The organism is Paenibacillus senegalimassiliensis (assembly GCF_001486585.1).
In the GTDB taxonomy this organism is placed as follows: domain Bacteria; phylum Bacillota; class Bacilli; order Paenibacillales; family Paenibacillaceae; genus Fontibacillus; species Fontibacillus senegalimassiliensis.
This window is the reverse complement of record NZ_LN909046.1, coordinates 1,085,016-1,101,550: the sequence shown is the minus strand read 5'-3', so window position 1 is coordinate 1,101,550 and position 16,535 is coordinate 1,085,016. Positions and strand designations below refer to the sequence as shown.

At 51.0% G+C, this 16,535-nt stretch carries 12 protein-coding genes; 4 read left to right on the top strand and 8 right to left on the bottom strand.

The genetic code is table 11. The features are described 5' to 3' along the window. Positions 1–61 precede the first annotated feature (61 nt). Positions 62–1,804, top strand: a complete 1,743-nt coding sequence (locus BN3279_RS19145; RefSeq protein WP_059053030.1) for an alpha-glycosidase — start codon at positions 62–64, stop codon at positions 1,802–1,804. A gap of 117 nt (positions 1,805–1,921) precedes the next feature. Here BN3279_RS19145 and glgA read toward each other — a convergent pair whose 3' ends face one another. Both glgA and glgB read right to left on the bottom strand, forming a co-directional pair. Continuing rightward, positions 1,922–3,361, bottom strand: coding sequence for a glycogen synthase GlgA (gene glgA / locus BN3279_RS19140; protein WP_059053029.1), 1,440 nt, complete (start codon positions 3,359–3,361; stop codon positions 1,922–1,924). Beyond that, entirely contained in the window at positions 3,358–5,277 is a 1,920-nt protein-coding gene (gene glgB, locus BN3279_RS19135; RefSeq protein ID WP_187377845.1) for a 1,4-alpha-glucan branching protein GlgB, read from the bottom strand. The genes glgA and glgB overlap by 4 nt, the downstream gene beginning before the upstream one ends. A 151-nt stretch (positions 5,278–5,428) precedes the next feature. Between glgB and BN3279_RS19130 the strand changes: the two genes are divergently transcribed. Continuing rightward, positions 5,429–6,649 (top strand): glucose-1-phosphate adenylyltransferase, encoded by a 1,221-nt coding sequence (locus BN3279_RS19130; RefSeq protein WP_059053027.1) that lies wholly within the window; start codon positions 5,429–5,431, stop codon positions 6,647–6,649. Between the two features lie 94 nt (positions 6,650–6,743). Here BN3279_RS19130 and BN3279_RS19125 read toward each other — a convergent pair whose 3' ends face one another. The 5 genes from BN3279_RS19125 to BN3279_RS19105 form a co-directional block, all read right to left on the bottom strand. Beyond that, entirely contained in the window at positions 6,744–8,189 is a 1,446-nt protein-coding gene (locus tag BN3279_RS19125) for a sensor histidine kinase (RefSeq protein ID WP_059053025.1), read from the bottom strand. Then, positions 8,186–8,884: a response regulator transcription factor gene (locus BN3279_RS19120; protein WP_059053023.1), complete on the bottom strand. Its 699-nt coding sequence runs from the start codon at positions 8,882–8,884 to the stop codon at positions 8,186–8,188. Before BN3279_RS19120 ends, BN3279_RS19125 begins: the two co-directional genes overlap by 4 nt. 33 nt (positions 8,885–8,917) lie before the next feature. Then, a complete protein-coding gene (locus BN3279_RS19115; RefSeq protein WP_059053022.1) occupies positions 8,918–10,171 on the bottom strand; it encodes a hypothetical protein in 1,254 nt (417 codons plus the stop codon). Between the two features lie 17 nt (positions 10,172–10,188). Further along, complete coding sequence (locus BN3279_RS19110) at positions 10,189–10,923, bottom strand: phosphonate ABC transporter ATP-binding protein (protein WP_059053020.1); 735 nt, start codon at positions 10,921–10,923, stop codon at positions 10,189–10,191. Between the two features lie 101 nt (positions 10,924–11,024). Further along, positions 11,025–12,215, bottom strand: a complete 1,191-nt coding sequence (locus tag BN3279_RS19105) for an MFS transporter (protein WP_059054573.1) — start codon at positions 12,213–12,215, stop codon at positions 11,025–11,027. 120 nt (positions 12,216–12,335) lie between these two features. On the opposite strand from BN3279_RS19105, the gene BN3279_RS19100 reads away from it, so the two are divergent. Together BN3279_RS19100 and BN3279_RS19095 are read left to right on the top strand one after the other, a co-directional pair. After that, positions 12,336–13,256, top strand: coding sequence for a hypothetical protein (locus tag BN3279_RS19100; protein ID WP_059053018.1), 921 nt, complete (start codon positions 12,336–12,338; stop codon positions 13,254–13,256). A 127-nt stretch (positions 13,257–13,383) separates the two neighbouring features. After that, on the top strand, positions 13,384–14,151 hold the full coding sequence (locus BN3279_RS19095; RefSeq protein WP_059053016.1) for an HAD family hydrolase: 768 nt from the start codon (positions 13,384–13,386) through the stop codon (positions 14,149–14,151). Between the two features lie 24 nt (positions 14,152–14,175). On the opposite strand, the gene BN3279_RS19090 is transcribed toward BN3279_RS19095, so the two are convergent. Further along, positions 14,176–16,455 (bottom strand): type IA DNA topoisomerase, encoded by a 2,280-nt coding sequence (locus BN3279_RS19090; RefSeq protein WP_059053014.1) that lies wholly within the window; start codon positions 16,453–16,455, stop codon positions 14,176–14,178. Between the last annotated feature and the right edge of the window lie 80 nt (positions 16,456–16,535).

Sequence of the window (16,535 nt, the reverse complement as noted above, 5' to 3'; positions counted from 1 at the left end):
GGGATGTGAGAATTGGGAATACTGGCAGAAGACAGATTGATCTTGAGGAGGTGCGCCGTTCATGCTGCTTGAAGCACTTTACCATGTTCCCCGCGATAAATGGGCCTATGCCTATGATGCTTCCACCATTCATTTGCGCATTCGTACCAAGCGGGATGATGTCACACAGGTGGTAGCCTTGACCGGTGACAAATATGATTGGGGCGGGACTTTCCAGGAACTCCCGATGGAGCGCACCGCGCATGATCGCAGGTTTGATTATTGGGAGGTGGCCGTTCGTCCACGCTTTAAGCGCTTGTCCTATGCATTCAAATTAAGCGCTGGCTCCGAAACGATCTATATGCTGGATTCCGGCCTGCAGTCCGAGTCCCCCGCCACGCCCGGCGAGTGCTTTGAATTTCCATATATTCATGCCGTCGAAGTAGCACAGGTGCCCGAGTGGGCCAAGCAAGCGGTATTCTATCAAATTATGCCTGATCGATATGCGAACGGAGATCCCACCAACGACCCCGAAGGTACATTAGCATGGGGGGGCAAGCCGGCCTGGGATAATTACTTTGGAGGTGACCTGCAGGGTATCCTCGATCATTTGGATGATCTGACGGATTTGGGGATTACCGCCATTTACATGACTCCATTGTTTGTCGCTCCCTCCAATCATAAATACGATACGATGGATTACAAGCACGTCGATCCGCATTTTGGAGATAATGCCCTGCTGCACAAGTTGGTAGAGCATTGCCATGAACGAGGAGTCCGTGTGGTCCTGGATGCGGTATTTAACCATTGCGGCGAGCAATTCCCGCCGTTCCAGGATGTATTGAAGCATGGCGCGGCCTCTCGTTATGCAAGCTGGTTCCATATCAATCGGTTCCCCGCCACCGTGGAGAACGGCATACCGACTTATGATACGTTTGGCTTTTTTGGCAACATGCCAAAATTTAATACGGCCGATCCGGAGCTAAGGAATTACCTGCTGGGGGTAGCGGAATATTGGATTAAGGAAATCAAACTGGATGGCTGGCGGCTGGATGTGGCCAATGAGGTGGATCATCACTTCTGGCGCGACTTCCGCCGCCTCGTCAAGCAAGCGAACCCGGAGGCCTACCTGATTGGCGAAGTATGGAGCGATTCCCTCAACTGGCTGCTGGGCGACCAATTTGATTCCGTGATGAACTACCCCTTTGCCGATAAGGTGCTGGAGTTCTTTACGGGGAATGCGGATGGAGCGGCTTTCTCTAATGAAATGGGAGCGCTGATTATGCGTTACCCGCATCAGATCAACGAAGTAATCTTCAACCTGTTATGCAGCCATGATACGGCCCGTCTGCTCACCCGCGCAGGTGGAGACAAACGGCGACTCAAGCTATGCGTCGTATTCTTGTTCACCTATATTGGGACACCTTGCATCTTATACGGTGATGAAATTGGATTAACTGGTGAGGGTGATCCGGACAGCCGCAAATGCATGGAATGGGAGCCTGGCAAGCAAGATCGTGAGTTATATGACTTTTACAAGCTCATGATTGGGCTGCGCAAGCATAATCCCGCCTTGCGTCAGGGACATTTTCGCTTCCTGCATGCCGACGAAGGTGACCCTAATATCATCTACGAGCGGATGGATGGGCACAAGCATTTTACCGTCTGGATGAACAATACAGCCAATACGGCCTTATTAACTCACCCGATGCAAACCAGTGACTGGCGGGATGCGTTGACAGAAGAGCAAGTAAATCCAGCAGACGGTCAGATGAAGATTACGCTCGAACCCTACGGTTTTCGAATTTTGTACAGGTCCCTTTAATAAACATGACGCTCAGAATCACAGGCCAACTCCGAACATAAAGAGCCTGGGATTGCTGAGCGTCTTTTTTAATTGAACAGCGAGTGTAGCCTTATACCGGCCGCAAGCTCCTACGATCTATTCACCAGCTTCTAGTACATGCTGATAAATTTCTACATACTGCCGAGCGGAACGGTCCCAGCTATAATCCCCCGAGAACGCATGACTAACAATCTGCTGCCAATGCTCGGGACGATGATAGAAGGTAGTCGCTCTGCGCAAGGTATACAGCATATCATGGGCATTGTAATTATGGAAGGTAAACCCGTTGCCCTCTCCCGTAAACTCATTATAAGAGCTTACCGTATCGTTAAGTCCCCCGGTCTCCCGTACCACCGGAATCGTTCCGTAACGCAGCGCCAGAAGCTGGCTAATGCCACATGGCTCGAACCGCGACGGCATCAGCAGCATGTCACTCCCTGCATAGATACGCCGGGACAAAGCCTCGCTGAAGCGGATTTGCACGGCAAGCTTGCCTGGATGGCGATGAGCAGCCTCCCGGAACCACGACTCATAGACCGGGTCCCCCGTTCCAAGCAAGACGAACTGCACCTCATCGTTCCATAACCATTCATCCAATACACGCAGCAGCAGATCAAGTCCCTTGGGCTCCACCAGGCGGGTAATCATGCAGAAGAGCGGAACGTCGGCCTTCTCCGGCAAACCCAGCTCGCGTTGCAGGGCCAGCTTGTTGGCTTGTTTCTGCTCCAAGCTGTGGCTATAACGAGCAAATAGCTCCAGATCTGTCTCCGGATTGTACAACTCCGTGTCAATACCGTTGACAATGCCCGATAAGCGTCCGCTTAAGAAGCGTAGCAATCCGTCCATCCCGCAGCCGTAATGCTCCGTCTGAATCTCCCCCGCATACGTGGGGCTAACCGTCGTGATATGGTTCGCATACACAAGACCCGCCTTCATAAAGCTGACGCTGCCGTAATACTCCACGCCCTCAGGGGTGAAATAATGCCAAGGCAAGCTCAGCAGATCAGGCAGGATCTCTTCCGGGAAATTCCCTTGATAGAGCAGATTGTGTATGGTGTAGACTGTGCGAATATCTCTGTAGAACGCTTGATGCCGATAGTGCTCTCTTAGCAACAATGGAATCATCCCCGTATGCCAATCATGACAATGAATGATATCGGGTACAAACCCGGTAAGGGGTAGCAATTCCAGCACGGCCCGGTCAAAGTAAGCAAACCGTTCCCCATCATCTCCATGTCCATAAATACCGTCGCGGCGGAAATACTCCTCATTGTCAATGAGATAAATGGGCAGGCCATCCCAATGGACCAACGCCAAGCCACCATATTTCTGACGCCAACCTACCGGGACGTCCTTAGTCCCTATATGTACCATACGTCCCAGTACAGCATCAGAAAGTGCCTTATATTTGGGCAACATAATGCGCACGTCATGCCCGGCAGCAATTAATGCCTTGGGTAATGCTCCAATGACGTCAGCCAAACCGCCAGTCTTGACCAGGGGCGCAGCTTCTGCCGCAGCAAACAGGATATTCATCGCTTGTTCCTCCTCATCGGCTCTTGGCGCTTCCAGATGGTTACACTCAGCGGCGGGAGACTCACCCTGAGGCTATGCCGCTGAGTATGCCAAGGTACTTTCTCACTGCTGCGGCTGGTTGACCGCGTCCTCTCCTGGCCACCGAACCGCCATTCCTGGCTATTGAATATTTGATCGTACCCTCCTGGCCATGGAACACCTACGCGGTAATTCGCTCTCTCCACCGGTTGAAAATTTACCAGAATCACGAGGGTATCTCGCATCCGCTCCGTCTTTCGCATATATGCAATGACACTCTGCTCACCATCATCTGGACATATCCACTCATAGCCAGCCGGGTCATGATCCAGCTTCCAAAGGGCTCGCTCTCGCAAATATAACCGGTTCAGCGCCGCGCTGTAACGTTGCATTCGGTGGTGAGCCGGATAATCCAGCAGATGCCAATCCAGTTCCTCCTCATCTCTCCACTCCACAAACTGGCCAAACTCGCCCCCCATGAATACCAGCTTTTTACCCGGAGAAGTGAATTGATAGCCCAGTAGCAGCCGAAGTCCGGCAAATTTCTGTTCATAGCTGCCCGGCATTTTGTCCAGTAGTGATTTTTTGCCGTGCACGACCTCATCATGGGATAACGGAAGCGTGAAATTCTCGGTATGGGCGTACCAGATAGGAAAGGTAAGCAAGGAATGATGCTGCGGGCGCTTAGCAAATGCCGTCTCCACATACCTCAGCGTATCGTTCATCCATCCCATATTCCATTTATAGTTGAAGCCCAGTCCGCCCTCATGCACAGGCGCGGTCACTTTAGGCCAGGAGGCTGATTCCTCCGCCATCATTAACGCCTGAGGGAAATAGTGGAATACCGCCTTGTTCAACTGCTGCAAGAAATTGACTCCCTCGAGATTCTCCACACCGCCTTCCGCGTTGCGCGTCACTTCCCAGGAGGGCTTCTCGAAGTCCAGCCTAAGGATGCTAGTCACCGCATCTACGCGCAAGCCATCGAAATGGTACACGTCCAGCCAATAGATGGCGCTCGAAATCAGGAAGGAACGCACCTCGGGTTTGCCAAAATCAAAAGTTAACGTCCCCCATCCCCTTTTCTCCGCTTTGGCGGGATCACCATATTCGTACAACGGCGTACCGTCAAACCTCCGCAATCCATGGGCATCCTTCGGGAAATGTCCCGGAACCCAATCCAGCAGCACCCCGATTCCAGCTTGATGGCATCGATCGACGAAGTACATCAGATCATGCGGCTTACCATAGCGGCTTGTCGGAGCAAAATACCCCGTCGTCTGGTAACCCCACGACAAATCGTATGGATGCTCGCACAAGGGCAACAACTCAATATGGGTGTAGCCCATTTCTAGGACATAAGGGATCAGTTCATCCACCATCTCTCGGTAGGTGAAAAACACGCCGTCTTCCTTCTGCCGCCAAGTCCCGAAATGCAACTCATAAATACTAAGCGGTCGCTGATAAGGTGCTGTTCGGCTACGAATCCAGGCCAGATCCCCCCACTCATACCCATCCAGAGAAGTGACAACCGATGCTGTCTTAGGCCTGATCTCTGACTGATAAGCAAAAGGATCGGCCTTCAGCGAGGTGGAGCCATCGGAAGTGGTTATCGCATATTTGTAAAAACTTCCCTCCGGTACGTCTGGCAAAAAAAGAGTCCATATCCCGGAATCGGGCATCTTATGTAATACATCACGCTTCTCGTCCCATTCATTCCAGTCTCCCACTACGGCGAGCTGGCGAGCACGAGGAGCCCATACCGTGAAGCGTACGCCTGGCCGTCCATGTTCGGTCGTGCGGTGGGCGCCGAAGGTTCGGTAACTATGATGCAGTGTCCCCTCGTGAAATAAATAATTAACCTCCGGGGATAAGGGACAACTTCGGCTTGGAGCAGACATAAGGGTCACCAACTTCCATTCCAAAAATTTTTTCAGCGTTTTCCATAAAATGATGTAATATTTCTGCGTTATTTCCATAATTTATTTCATCTACATTATATCCTTTAGTGTATGTGCTACTCACACTAAAACATACGGGAGGGAATCAAAAATGAGGAAAAAGGATTGCATTGCTATGCTGCTTGCGGGCGGAGAGGGACGGAGATTATCACCGCTGACAGCCAAGCAGGCCAAACCGGCCGTGCCATTCGGTGGACGTTACCGAATTATCGATTTTCCTCTAAGCAATTGTGCAAATTCCGGCATCGATACGGTTGGCGTGCTGACTCAATATGAAGCCGAGTCACTCCACAATCATATCGGGGAAGGCGATCCCTGGAGGTTGCCACATACGGAAGACGGCGGAATTACCCTGCTCCCCCCATCCCGATGCGGTACGGAAGCCTATGCGGGCACAGCGGACGCCATTTTCAAGAATATGGAATTCGTCGATAGTCATTCTCCCAAGCATGTGTTAATCCTGTCCGGAGACCATATCTATCATATGAACTATCGGCGTATGCTTGATTTCCATCTCACCAGCCAGGCGAAAGCGACCATCTCGGTCATGCCGGTGCCTTGGGAAGAAGCCCATCGCTTTGGTGTGATGTCGATGGATGACCAGCACCGCATTACTGAGTTTGTAGAGAAGCCTGCCCAGCCGGCAAGCAATCTCGCTTCCATGGGAATTTACATGTTCGAGTGGGAGTATTTGAAGCAGCACTTAGCGGCAGATGCTGAGAATGCCCGGTCCAGCCATGACTTCGGCAAGGATGTCATCCCAAGCATGCTGAAGGGCAGCGAGCCGCTTTATGCCTACCAGTTCAATGGTTACTGGCGAGATGTAGGCACAGTACGCAGCCTGTGGGAAGCACATATGGACTTGTTGGAAAATCACTCATCCTCCCTGCTCCATCAAGAGGAATGGCCTATGCTGACCAGAGAATTACCGACTAGTCTTAGTCTGGTTAGAAGACGTAGCCTGCAGCCCTCCTCTACGCTGATTCATGAACAATGCCTGTTTGACGGCCACGCGGAACGTTCGGTTGTATTCGCCGGTACAGAGATTGCCCGTAACGCCTGGGTGAAGGATAGTGTAGTCATGCCAGGCGCGAAGATTGGCAAGCATGCTCTTATCGAAAATGCGATTATAGGCGAAGGTGCCATCATTAAGGACGGAGCCGTAATCAAGGGCATCGACGGCGAGATTGCCGTAGTAGGACCAGGTGAAATTGTAGCGGCTAAACCTGCCTTGCGGCCACAGCCCTCCCGGCTGCTGCAGGAGGTTTATGACAACGCTCCGCGCCTGCGTGCCGAGGGATTACTCTCTTGAGCACCCGGTTTAAATGAACGGATAGTTTGAACGACAAAAAAAGAGCGGTGCAGAACGAATCTGATCTCATGATTCGTTCCTGCACCGCTCTTGTTCATTCTGGCTTGCTCTCGTTTATGAAATTATGGTCACCCTCGGCAAGATCGAGCAGTGGCAACGTGACCGAGACTTTGGTACCAACCCCAAGCTCGCTATGAATCTCCATCTCGCCTTGATGCAACTCAACGAGTTGCTGGCTGATGGCCAACCCCAGCCCCGTGCCACCTCCCTGATGATTAACCTGGAAGAAGCGGTCCCTTACCTTGTCCAAGTATTCCTCACTGATGCCAATCCCGGTATCGATGACCTCCACCAACGCCTTGCCGTCTTCCTTGCGACTGATCACCAGATGAATCCAGCTTTGCTCATGGGAGAACTTGATGGCATTGTCAACCACGTTGAGGAAGACCTGCTTCAACCGATTGCCGTCACCATGGATGATCACTTGACCTTCCGTCTTATCCTCCAGCTTCAACTGAATTTGCTTCTGTTCCGCCTTCGCCCAAACATTAAGCATTGTTTCCTGAAGCAATTCCTTGAGATTAACCTCGCCAATGACCAGCTTCATCTCATTTTGCTGGAGCTTCGAGAAGTCGAGGATTTCCTCAACCAGACCAATCAAACGGTCGGTTTCCTTCGCGATAATGCCTACGCCGATCTTGGTCTCCTCGGGATCAAAGCCACCGGAGGTTAAGGTTTCACTCCAACCCTTGATGCCGGTGAGCGGGGTTCGTAGTTCATGGGAGATCGAAGAAATAAAATCATCCTTGATCTGATTGCTTCGCACGATTTCCTCAGCCATGTAATTAAGCGTGGAAGCCAGTTCACCCAGCTCGTATTTGTAACTGCCCTTAATTCTTGCGTCAAACCTGCCCCGAGCCATCTGCGCCGATACATCACGAATATTATTAATGGGCTTAACAATTGAATTGGCCAAGCCAATGCTGAATAACGTAACCAGGGCGAGAACCGCACTGGCTACCCCAATGGACAGAAGGGTAAGGTTCAACAGCTTGGAGTTCACCTGCTCCATGGAGGTCACATAACGAACGATGTATTGCGTCTCTCCCTGGAACTGGAGCGGGCGCGACACGGCCATAACCGGTTCCCCGGTTGCCGGCTGGCGACCTACCCACTTCCCGACACTGCCGGCTACAGCCTGTGGAACATCGCTCGTCTGGATGGCTTTATCGGCTTGAAACGGATTGGTGCTGGCCTTGACCTCGCCTTTCCGATCCAGAATCATCAGTTCCGTATTGTCCAGTTCGAAGGTACGCAGCATTTGCGTAAAGTAATCAGGATCCCGCTCGGCATTCAAACGCACAAATTTCTCGAAGTAATCCGAGGCCCAGATTGAATGATTCGACATATGATTATAAATCGCGTCGTAATAATACATGCGAATGGCCAGCGTAAAGATGCCTTCGATCATGAACAAAGTAACGAATACGACGATGAAATAATGTAATACGATTTGCCGGCCAATCCCTTTCTTGATCATTGCCCCTCGCCCTTCCACTTATAGCCGTGTCCCCACACGGTTTGCAGGAAGGCCGGCTCGGACGGGTTATTCTCGATTTTTTGCCGCAATCGGCGGATGTTGACGTCCACGATTTTCGGATCGCCCATATATTCCTTGCCCCATACATGATCCAGCAACAGGTCCCGGCTTAGCGGGGTGTTCTCGTTCTCCAAGAAATACTGAATCAATGAAAATTCCGTAGGGGTAAGCTCAATCATCTGCCCCCCGCGTTTAAATTGCTTGGAGATCAAATCCAGGGAGAACGGGCCTGAACTGAACGTCACCTTCGCGGTACCTTCACGGTATACATTCACGCGACGCAACAACGACTGAATTCGGGCAATCAACTCTGTGGGGCTGAACGGCTTGCTAACGTGATCGTCCGCACCTACGGAGAGGGCATACACCTTGTCTTGCTCCTGAACCTTGGCTGTCAGAAAAATAATGCCAATTCGTTCATTGGTCTCCCGGATACGTCGGCAGACCTCGAATCCGTCGATACCCGGCACCATCACATCCAGCAGCGCGATGTCAATATCTGGCACGCTTTGCAGCTTGCTTAGTGCCTCATGGCCGTCTGCGGCCTCCAGAACATCGAACCCGTTGCGTTTCAGATTAATCACGATAAAACTACGGATGGACTCTTCATCCTCCAAGATTAGTACCTTACTCAATGTTAAAGCCCCCTCTTTTCCATTGGACCCAAGTTAACGCTTAATTTCGGTTTCGCCTTTATTCACCTTCAAGTCCGTATGACTGATAAACCCGATAACTCTATCAGCATCTCGTGCCAGCAGTTCCCAATCTGCCTTGTTCCGCTCCCATTCCGCTAAGGAGAAGAAGCGAATCTCTGCCACCGTCTCGTTGGTATCTACCTTGACGAACCAGAGATGTTCGTTCTTGTTCGACTTTGTATCGATCGTAACCGTGCCTCGCCATTCCTTCGGGAAGTTGAAATAGAATCGTCCGGACATATCCATGTACTGCTGCATCATGAATTTAAGACCTTGCGCTTCATCCCACTGATAATATGAGAACAACCAGGGAATTTCATCAAATGAAATATACTCCCACCCCTTAGGCTTCTCCAGCATCCCGATCTCCAGCACTCCGTCGTTGTTCACATCCCCGCTCATAATTGGATATCCCTTCAACGTCATATCCTGGGAAGGCAACAGGTTAACGAGTTGACCGTCCTTCATGACGATAACGGTTGAGAATGCGGAATGGTTACCCACACTAGCATCGAGAATGAGACCTTTCAGGTTCGGCGTAATATTGCCGCTAACGGCATTATAATATTCGCTGACCGGGTCATTTAGCTCCAGGTGGCTGAGCTCCTTAAACGATTCCTCATACTGGTATGTGGTAACTGTCGCCAACTGGTCACGCTTCAGGTTAATGACCGTAAGGTCAAGCTGATTATCCTGGTTAAGGTCATCCACCATAAAATAGCTGTAGGGCAAGGCCAATACCTTCTCTACCTCGTCTCCATCATAGGTATATACGGTCAAGCCCTTCTGAAGTTCCTCCGAGCCACTGGAGAAGCCGGCAATGATATCCAGCTTGCCATCGCCGGTAACATCCAGCAAATCGAAAGTCTCCAGCAACTGGCCTTCCCCGTCAAAGCGCGCCTTAAGCACCCATGAATCACCCTGCTGCTGCAGAATCATGCCGTGGATGCGTACCGCTTCCTCCGGCGTCTCGTAGAACACCACCGCTTCCATAACACCATCATTGTTCAAGTCCAGCGTACGAATAGAACTGTTGTTGCGGATATCGCGCGGCGAAATAATCTCTCCGCCCTTCAGCTCTCCCTTAATGATACTGATTAGCGATGCCTTATCCGAGGAAAGTTGCGGCGTCTCCATCATCGATTTGGGATCACTTATAAAATTGCATCCGCTCAGCACGAGCAGCAATAATAGCCCGGCCAAAGCAGGAAACCATCTTGTTATCATCAATGCTATCACTCATTTCATGCCAAATCGATTTGGCGTTTCTCCTCCGCAGTCAAACGGCGTCCATAAACGTCAAGTTCCAGCTTCCCCTCATGAATACCCCAAATACGTGTACAATACCGTTCGGCCAGCTCCAGTGGTAAAGCCACGACCACCATTTTGTCCTGCGTAGTGCAAAGCTCCTTGAGTGTATTCAGCACATGTTCGGCCGATTTGGGATCAAGCCCGATTACCGGCTCGTCCGCTGCTATGAAGTTGGCTCCATGAGCCATAGCCCGGCAGATGGCCACCCGTTGCCGTTCTCCCCCACTCAGCTTGCTAGCCTTGACATGAGCCTTGTCCAGCAGACCGTATTTCTCCAATTCATCCATGGCGCCCATGTAATCATCCGAGCGGACCATGCCAGTTAGACGGCGAAGAAGTGGCGTTTGGCCCACTTGTCCAATAAGGACATTCTTCAAGGCCGTCTTCTCGGGATACAAAGAAGGCGGTTGTTCCAGATAAGCGCATTGAGAGCGATATTTCGACGTCCCAGTGCCCCCACCCTCCAGTACCTTCTGACCGCTCCAGGTATAATCGCCACGATTCCAACGTTCGCGCAGGGCCAGGCAACGCAGCAGCATACTCTTGCCACTACCGCTGGCTCCCACTACGCCAATCATTTCTCCGGTGCTAAACTGGACGGAAATGTCGCGAAGCACCTTTTTCTTATTCCCATCCACTGATTTGTGTAAGTGGTTAATTCTGATCATAGTCCGATTTCTCCTTTTGAACACGTACTTAGCTTGAAGCTATACGAATCCTTTATCCTCTAGTTTATTGGAAAAACCATTTAAAATCCATTACAGCCTGTTCACATTTGCACTTTTTTTGTCATGTTCCCCCGAAATGCAAAGCCAAGCAGGGAAAATAGAACGTACGCCGCCCCCAAAAATACGAATAATAAAGGGGCTGCTCCCCATTGCATAGCCATTCCGCCCAGGTTAGGCCCGGCGATGCTGCCAAAATTAAAATGAAACGAAGCAATGACATTCGCCACCGGCAACAAGTGCCGGGGCAGCAAATCAGCCGCATAAGCGAGTCCCAGCGAGAAGAAGGAGCCTACCAGGCCTCCTGCGCCCATGAACAGCAGGAGAATGGCGACAAAATCATTCCCAGCCAACGGGACAGCCATAAATAACAGTCCTCCCGTCAGGCCAGCAGTCATCAACACTTTCTTCCGTCCAAATCGGTCACTTAGTAGGCCCAGCGGCAATTGCAGGAGCAGTCCGCCGATACCGAAGAACGGCAACAAGGAAGAGATGTCCTCGCTGCTCAGCCCGGAGCGCAAACCGTAAATAGGAAAATTACTATTCATGGAAGCTTCCATATAGCCATACAAGAGTGCAGGAATGAGAGCAAACCAAGCCAGGCGGTAGATGTGCAGCACTTGCCGCGGAGCCCCGGCCTGTTCTTTAGAGTCCATGCTCTCCGGTGAACGATTAGGCAGGTATACTACTACCAACACGACCATCACGAGAAAGAGCACACTCAGAATGACAAACGGAATGGCATGTCCGTAGGACAGCAGCCTTATTCCGAGCGGTCCGATGCTGAAGCCTAATCCGTAAGACATGCCGTATAACGAAATATTCCGTCCCCGCTTCTCGGGTGGCGATAACAGTAGCATCCACAATTGGGAGGTAAAGTGAATCGCGCTATCTCCAATCCCCACAAGAATACGCAGGACTAACCAAATTCGCACATCCGCCACAAGTGGAAACAACGGCAATGCGACCATCACCAGCACCACCCCGGACAACAGCAGCTTCTTGAACCCGGTGCGGCGCAGCAGGCGCTCAGCTACAAGCGACATGGCAAATGAGCCAACGTAAAGCGCGGCGGCATGTAAGCCATTAACAGAGGAAGATACTCCGCGCTGCTCCATAAAAATAGATAAAACCGGGAGTAATAGCCCTTGGCTAAGCCCGGCAATAATGATGACGCCAATAAGAATGACGGTAGGTGAAAAGATAGGTTTTAAGTAAGACGATGTTGTTTTCAATGATAACGCTCCTTTAATATAACCCTTCACTTGCATAATCCTTCAACATTATAGTGGACAACCCCTCGCCAAACAAGCATAATAAGTCTGAATGCAACGATTATTGGGAGGTTTATGATCATGGCCTATGACGTGAAAGTAGATGTCTCTCCGGTCTACGAACTCATCAGCAGCTTTATGATATATACGACGCGCAAATGGGTGAGCAGCCTGGATGTGGGTGCCGAATGGATTACCGATATTGAACAGCGATTCACACCGGAGCAGCGGCAGCAATTTGCCGAGGCAGCGCAATATCCGCTAACAGATTATGATGTGCTCTTTGCCTGGACCTTGGGTCGGCAGGACGGTGACGAGATAGCTCCTTTTTTGAACGAATTGGCACAAACGGATGCCGAGGCGCTTTACGCACGAACAAATTCCTACATTCCCTCTGTGAGTAATGATACTATTGCCCGGATTCGCAGTAGTTATATTCCGCTCCTGAAGGTATGGGATGAGCTTTATTTTCGGGAAGTAGAGCAGCGGCTTGTATCCTTGCTGCAAGAAGATTTTGACGAAAAAAGTACCCTACTGCAAAAAATGGACGCCGACGCGCTCATCGAATATGCATCCGGGGGGCTCGTGCTTGAACCACTGAAGCCCATTACAGAGGTCGTATTATGCCCTTCTATCCATTTCCGGCCGATTAATACATACGTCTTCTATGAAGGGGTGCTCTTCATTCAGTATCCGCTTGATCTGCCAGAGCTTGACGAAGATGAGCCTCCAATGGTGCTAAAGAGATTAACCAGGGCCTTGGCAGAGCCCCAGCGCTTGCGCTTGCTCCGCTGTGTAGCCGACAAGCCGAAGTCCATGCAGGAAATCATGCAGGACCTGGGACAACCTCAGGAGCAACTTCTGCACGATCTGCTATTGCTTCGCGTAGCCGGCCTTTTACGTATCCATCTGCTAGCCCAGAACACGGAGAAATTCAGCATCCGCCCCGACGGCGCAGCAGAATTGCAGATGTTCCTTGAATCCTATATAAGGTTGTCATGAACTCATGGCAAAGATAGGTAACTTGCTTTAGCCAAGCGCTTCTGCTTATGATAGGAACATACTTTATAGTGCGAGTTCAGCTACCTCTTATAGACAAGCGTGCTTTGGATAAAGGAGTGACCTAATTATGAATACAGCAACAACTCAACAGATTATTTTTGACCTGGATGATACATTGGTGCATTGTAACAAGTATTTTGAACTGATTCTTGAACAATTTGCCGATATGCTTACGGATTGGTTCAAGCCAAGCGGCATTACTATCGCGGAAATCCGTGACAAACAAACGGAAATCGACGTGGCCGGAGTGCATCAGATCGGCTTCGCCAGCATCCACTTTCCCGAGTCGCTGATCGATACGTATCGCTATTTCAGCAAGACTACAGGCCGTCAGCTTCAGTCTGAGGAGGAAGCCCTGCTCATGAAGCTGGGTCTCAGCGTATACGAGCTGCCGATTGAGCCTTATCCTGGCATGGTCGAGACGCTGAACCTGTTGCGTAGCCAAGGCCACGAACTCCACCTTTATACGGGAGGAGAATCGGTGATTCAGCAACGGAAGATTGACCAAATGAAGTTAAGCGACTATTTTCAAGACCGCATTTATATCCGCCGTCATAAGAATACCGAAGCCCTGGAGGACATTTTGCGATCCCGCCCCTTTGATCGTTCTCGGACCTGGATGGTGGGCAACAGCTTGCGTACAGATATCACTCCGGCGCTGACCGCTGGCATCGGAGCCATTCATATTCAAATTCCTAATGAGTGGCTGTACAACATTGTTGAATTGCAACAAGGCGCTAATCTTCAAATCTATACCGTCTCCTCGTTGGAGGAAGTTCCACGCGTTATTTTCGACCATGTTCATCAAGCACAACAGCAACAACAGACCTTGTAGGGTCGGTTGTTGCTGTTTTTTTGCCTAATTGCTTTCCGCTTCAAGTAACTCCAGCTTGCCGGTGATTCGGTCAGACAGCACCATTCGCGCCTTCACCTCTCCATCCGCCTGCTTGAAGGTCAGTAATTGAGTCTGCCCCTTGGCAAGCAAGGCGTTAAGCATCGATTGGGACACCTTCTTACCCTGGAATTCCTTCCAGATGACGAAGCCGCAGCCTTGCTTGTAATGTGTGCACCCGTAGCCCTTACGGCCCTCAATCAATTGACCACCACAACCCTCGCGTGGGCAAGGGGCCAAGGGCTGGAGCGAACCTGCGCTCTTGGCCTTCGCCGCGGTGGCTGTCGCCGTCCGTGAGCCTGCTGAGGCGCCGTCTCCTCCTTGGGTAGTTCTGGCCCTGCCATTTGCACTGCTGCTCTTACCGCCACGACTGGCGCCCTTCTCCGCTTCCTCCGTACCAAACACCGAAGCGTCCGCCTTCTGCTGTGTCCTTACTTTATCAATAATGGAAAGTGTAAAGCGGCGGACATTATCCATGAACTTCTCGCGGGCAGCTTCTCCCTTGGAGATTTGATACAATCGTCGTTCCCACTGTCCGGTCATTTCCGGCGAGGTGAGTAATTCAACCCCGGCACGGCGAATGAGTTCCACTGCGGCTCGTCCCTTTTGAGTCACCGTGATTCTCTTCCCTTGCATCGTAATGTATCCAACCTTCTTCAGCCGTTCGATGGTAGCCGCTCGCGTGGCCGGAGTGCCGAGACCCGCATCCTTCATAACTTCGCGTAGTTCCTCATTCTCAAGCTGTTTGCCTGCACTCTCCATCGCTTTCAGCAAAGTGCCTTCGGTGTAATGCTTGGGCGGCTGCGTTGCCTTCTCCTTCGCCTGAGCGTCGATACATTGCACGGGCAAGCTGCGATTGATATGAAAAGGCACGTCCGTCAGTTCCTCGGCGTCCTCTTCCTCGTCCTTTTTCTTCCCTTTTCCACGGCTCGACTTGGCCCCATCATCGCCAGGCAAGCAGACCTTCCAGCCGAGAGAGAGCAATTCCTTCACATTCGTCTTGAACGTTTCACTCTCGACTTCGGTTAGAACCGTATGCTGCTTGTACTCGGCTGCGGGATAGAAATGAGACAGAAAGCGCCGAATGACCAGATCATAAACGTTCTGCTCCTCCTTGCTCAAAGTTCCCGGTCTTCTCAGCGTAGGGAGAATGGCATGGTGATCCTCGACCCGCGACGGATTGCACACCGCCTTGTTGCCGATATGCACGAGCTTGGGGTTGCCCCCTTCGGCAAGCTGTTTGTAACCGGAAGACTTCAGCATATGAAGCACCTTGTGCATACCATCGATATTTTGCTCGGTGACATAGTTAGAGCTTGTCCGCGGATAAGAGATTACCTTATGCCGCTCATAAAGCGCCTGCGCGATGTCCAGCGTCTTCTTGGCCGAATATCCATACTTGGCGTTCGACTCCCGTTGCAGCAGGGTCAAATCGTACAGTTTGTAAGGGTACTCCTTGGTATCCTTAACCTCGTATTCGGTTATCCGTCCGGGCTTCCCTTTTACCTTCTCGGCAATGGCTGCGGCTTTATCTCCATCTGTCAGCCGATCGCCTTGCCAGCTTCCTGTATATTTGCGGGTCTCCTGCTCAAACTCCGCCTTAATCTCATAGTAAGTAAGAGAATCAAAGTTCTCGATTTCCTTCTGTCGATCATAGATCAAAGCCAGAACCGGGGTCTGTACCCGACCCACTGACAGCAGTGTGCGGTGCTTCGTCGTAAACGCCCGCGTGGCGTTCATACCGATGAGCCAATCCGCCTCACTCCGTGCTCTGGCCGCCATAGTCAAATTGTCGAACTCTGAGGCATCATATAACTCGGCAAAGCCTTTAGCTATACTTTCGCTGGTCAGGTCCGAGATCCACAAGCGTTTGACAGGTTGGGACAACTTCAACTGCTGCTGAATTAAGGCGAAAATATATTGCCCCTCCCTGGCGGCATCACAGGCATTAACAATGGCATCACAGCGTTTGGCCAAGTCACCAATCATTTTCAATTGATCTTTGGTTCTCGGGTTAGGCACAATTTTGAAGCTTTCAGGCAAAATGGGCAAGTCACCGAAATTCCAGCGTTTGTATTTATCATCATAAGCATCCGGCTCAGCTAGCTCCAGCAAATGGCCGATCGCCCAAGTAATGATATACCGTTCCCCCTCCAGGTAAGAGCGGTTATTTTTTGCTTTTGGTTCAATCACCGCAGCAATCGTTCGTCCCATATCCGGTTTCTCGGCAATAACGAGCGTCTTCATGCTTCCCTAGTCCCTCTTTCGTTTGTTGCTATGCTTCCATATCCGAAAAAAAAGAGCCGCGCTCTGCGCAGCTCCAGTAA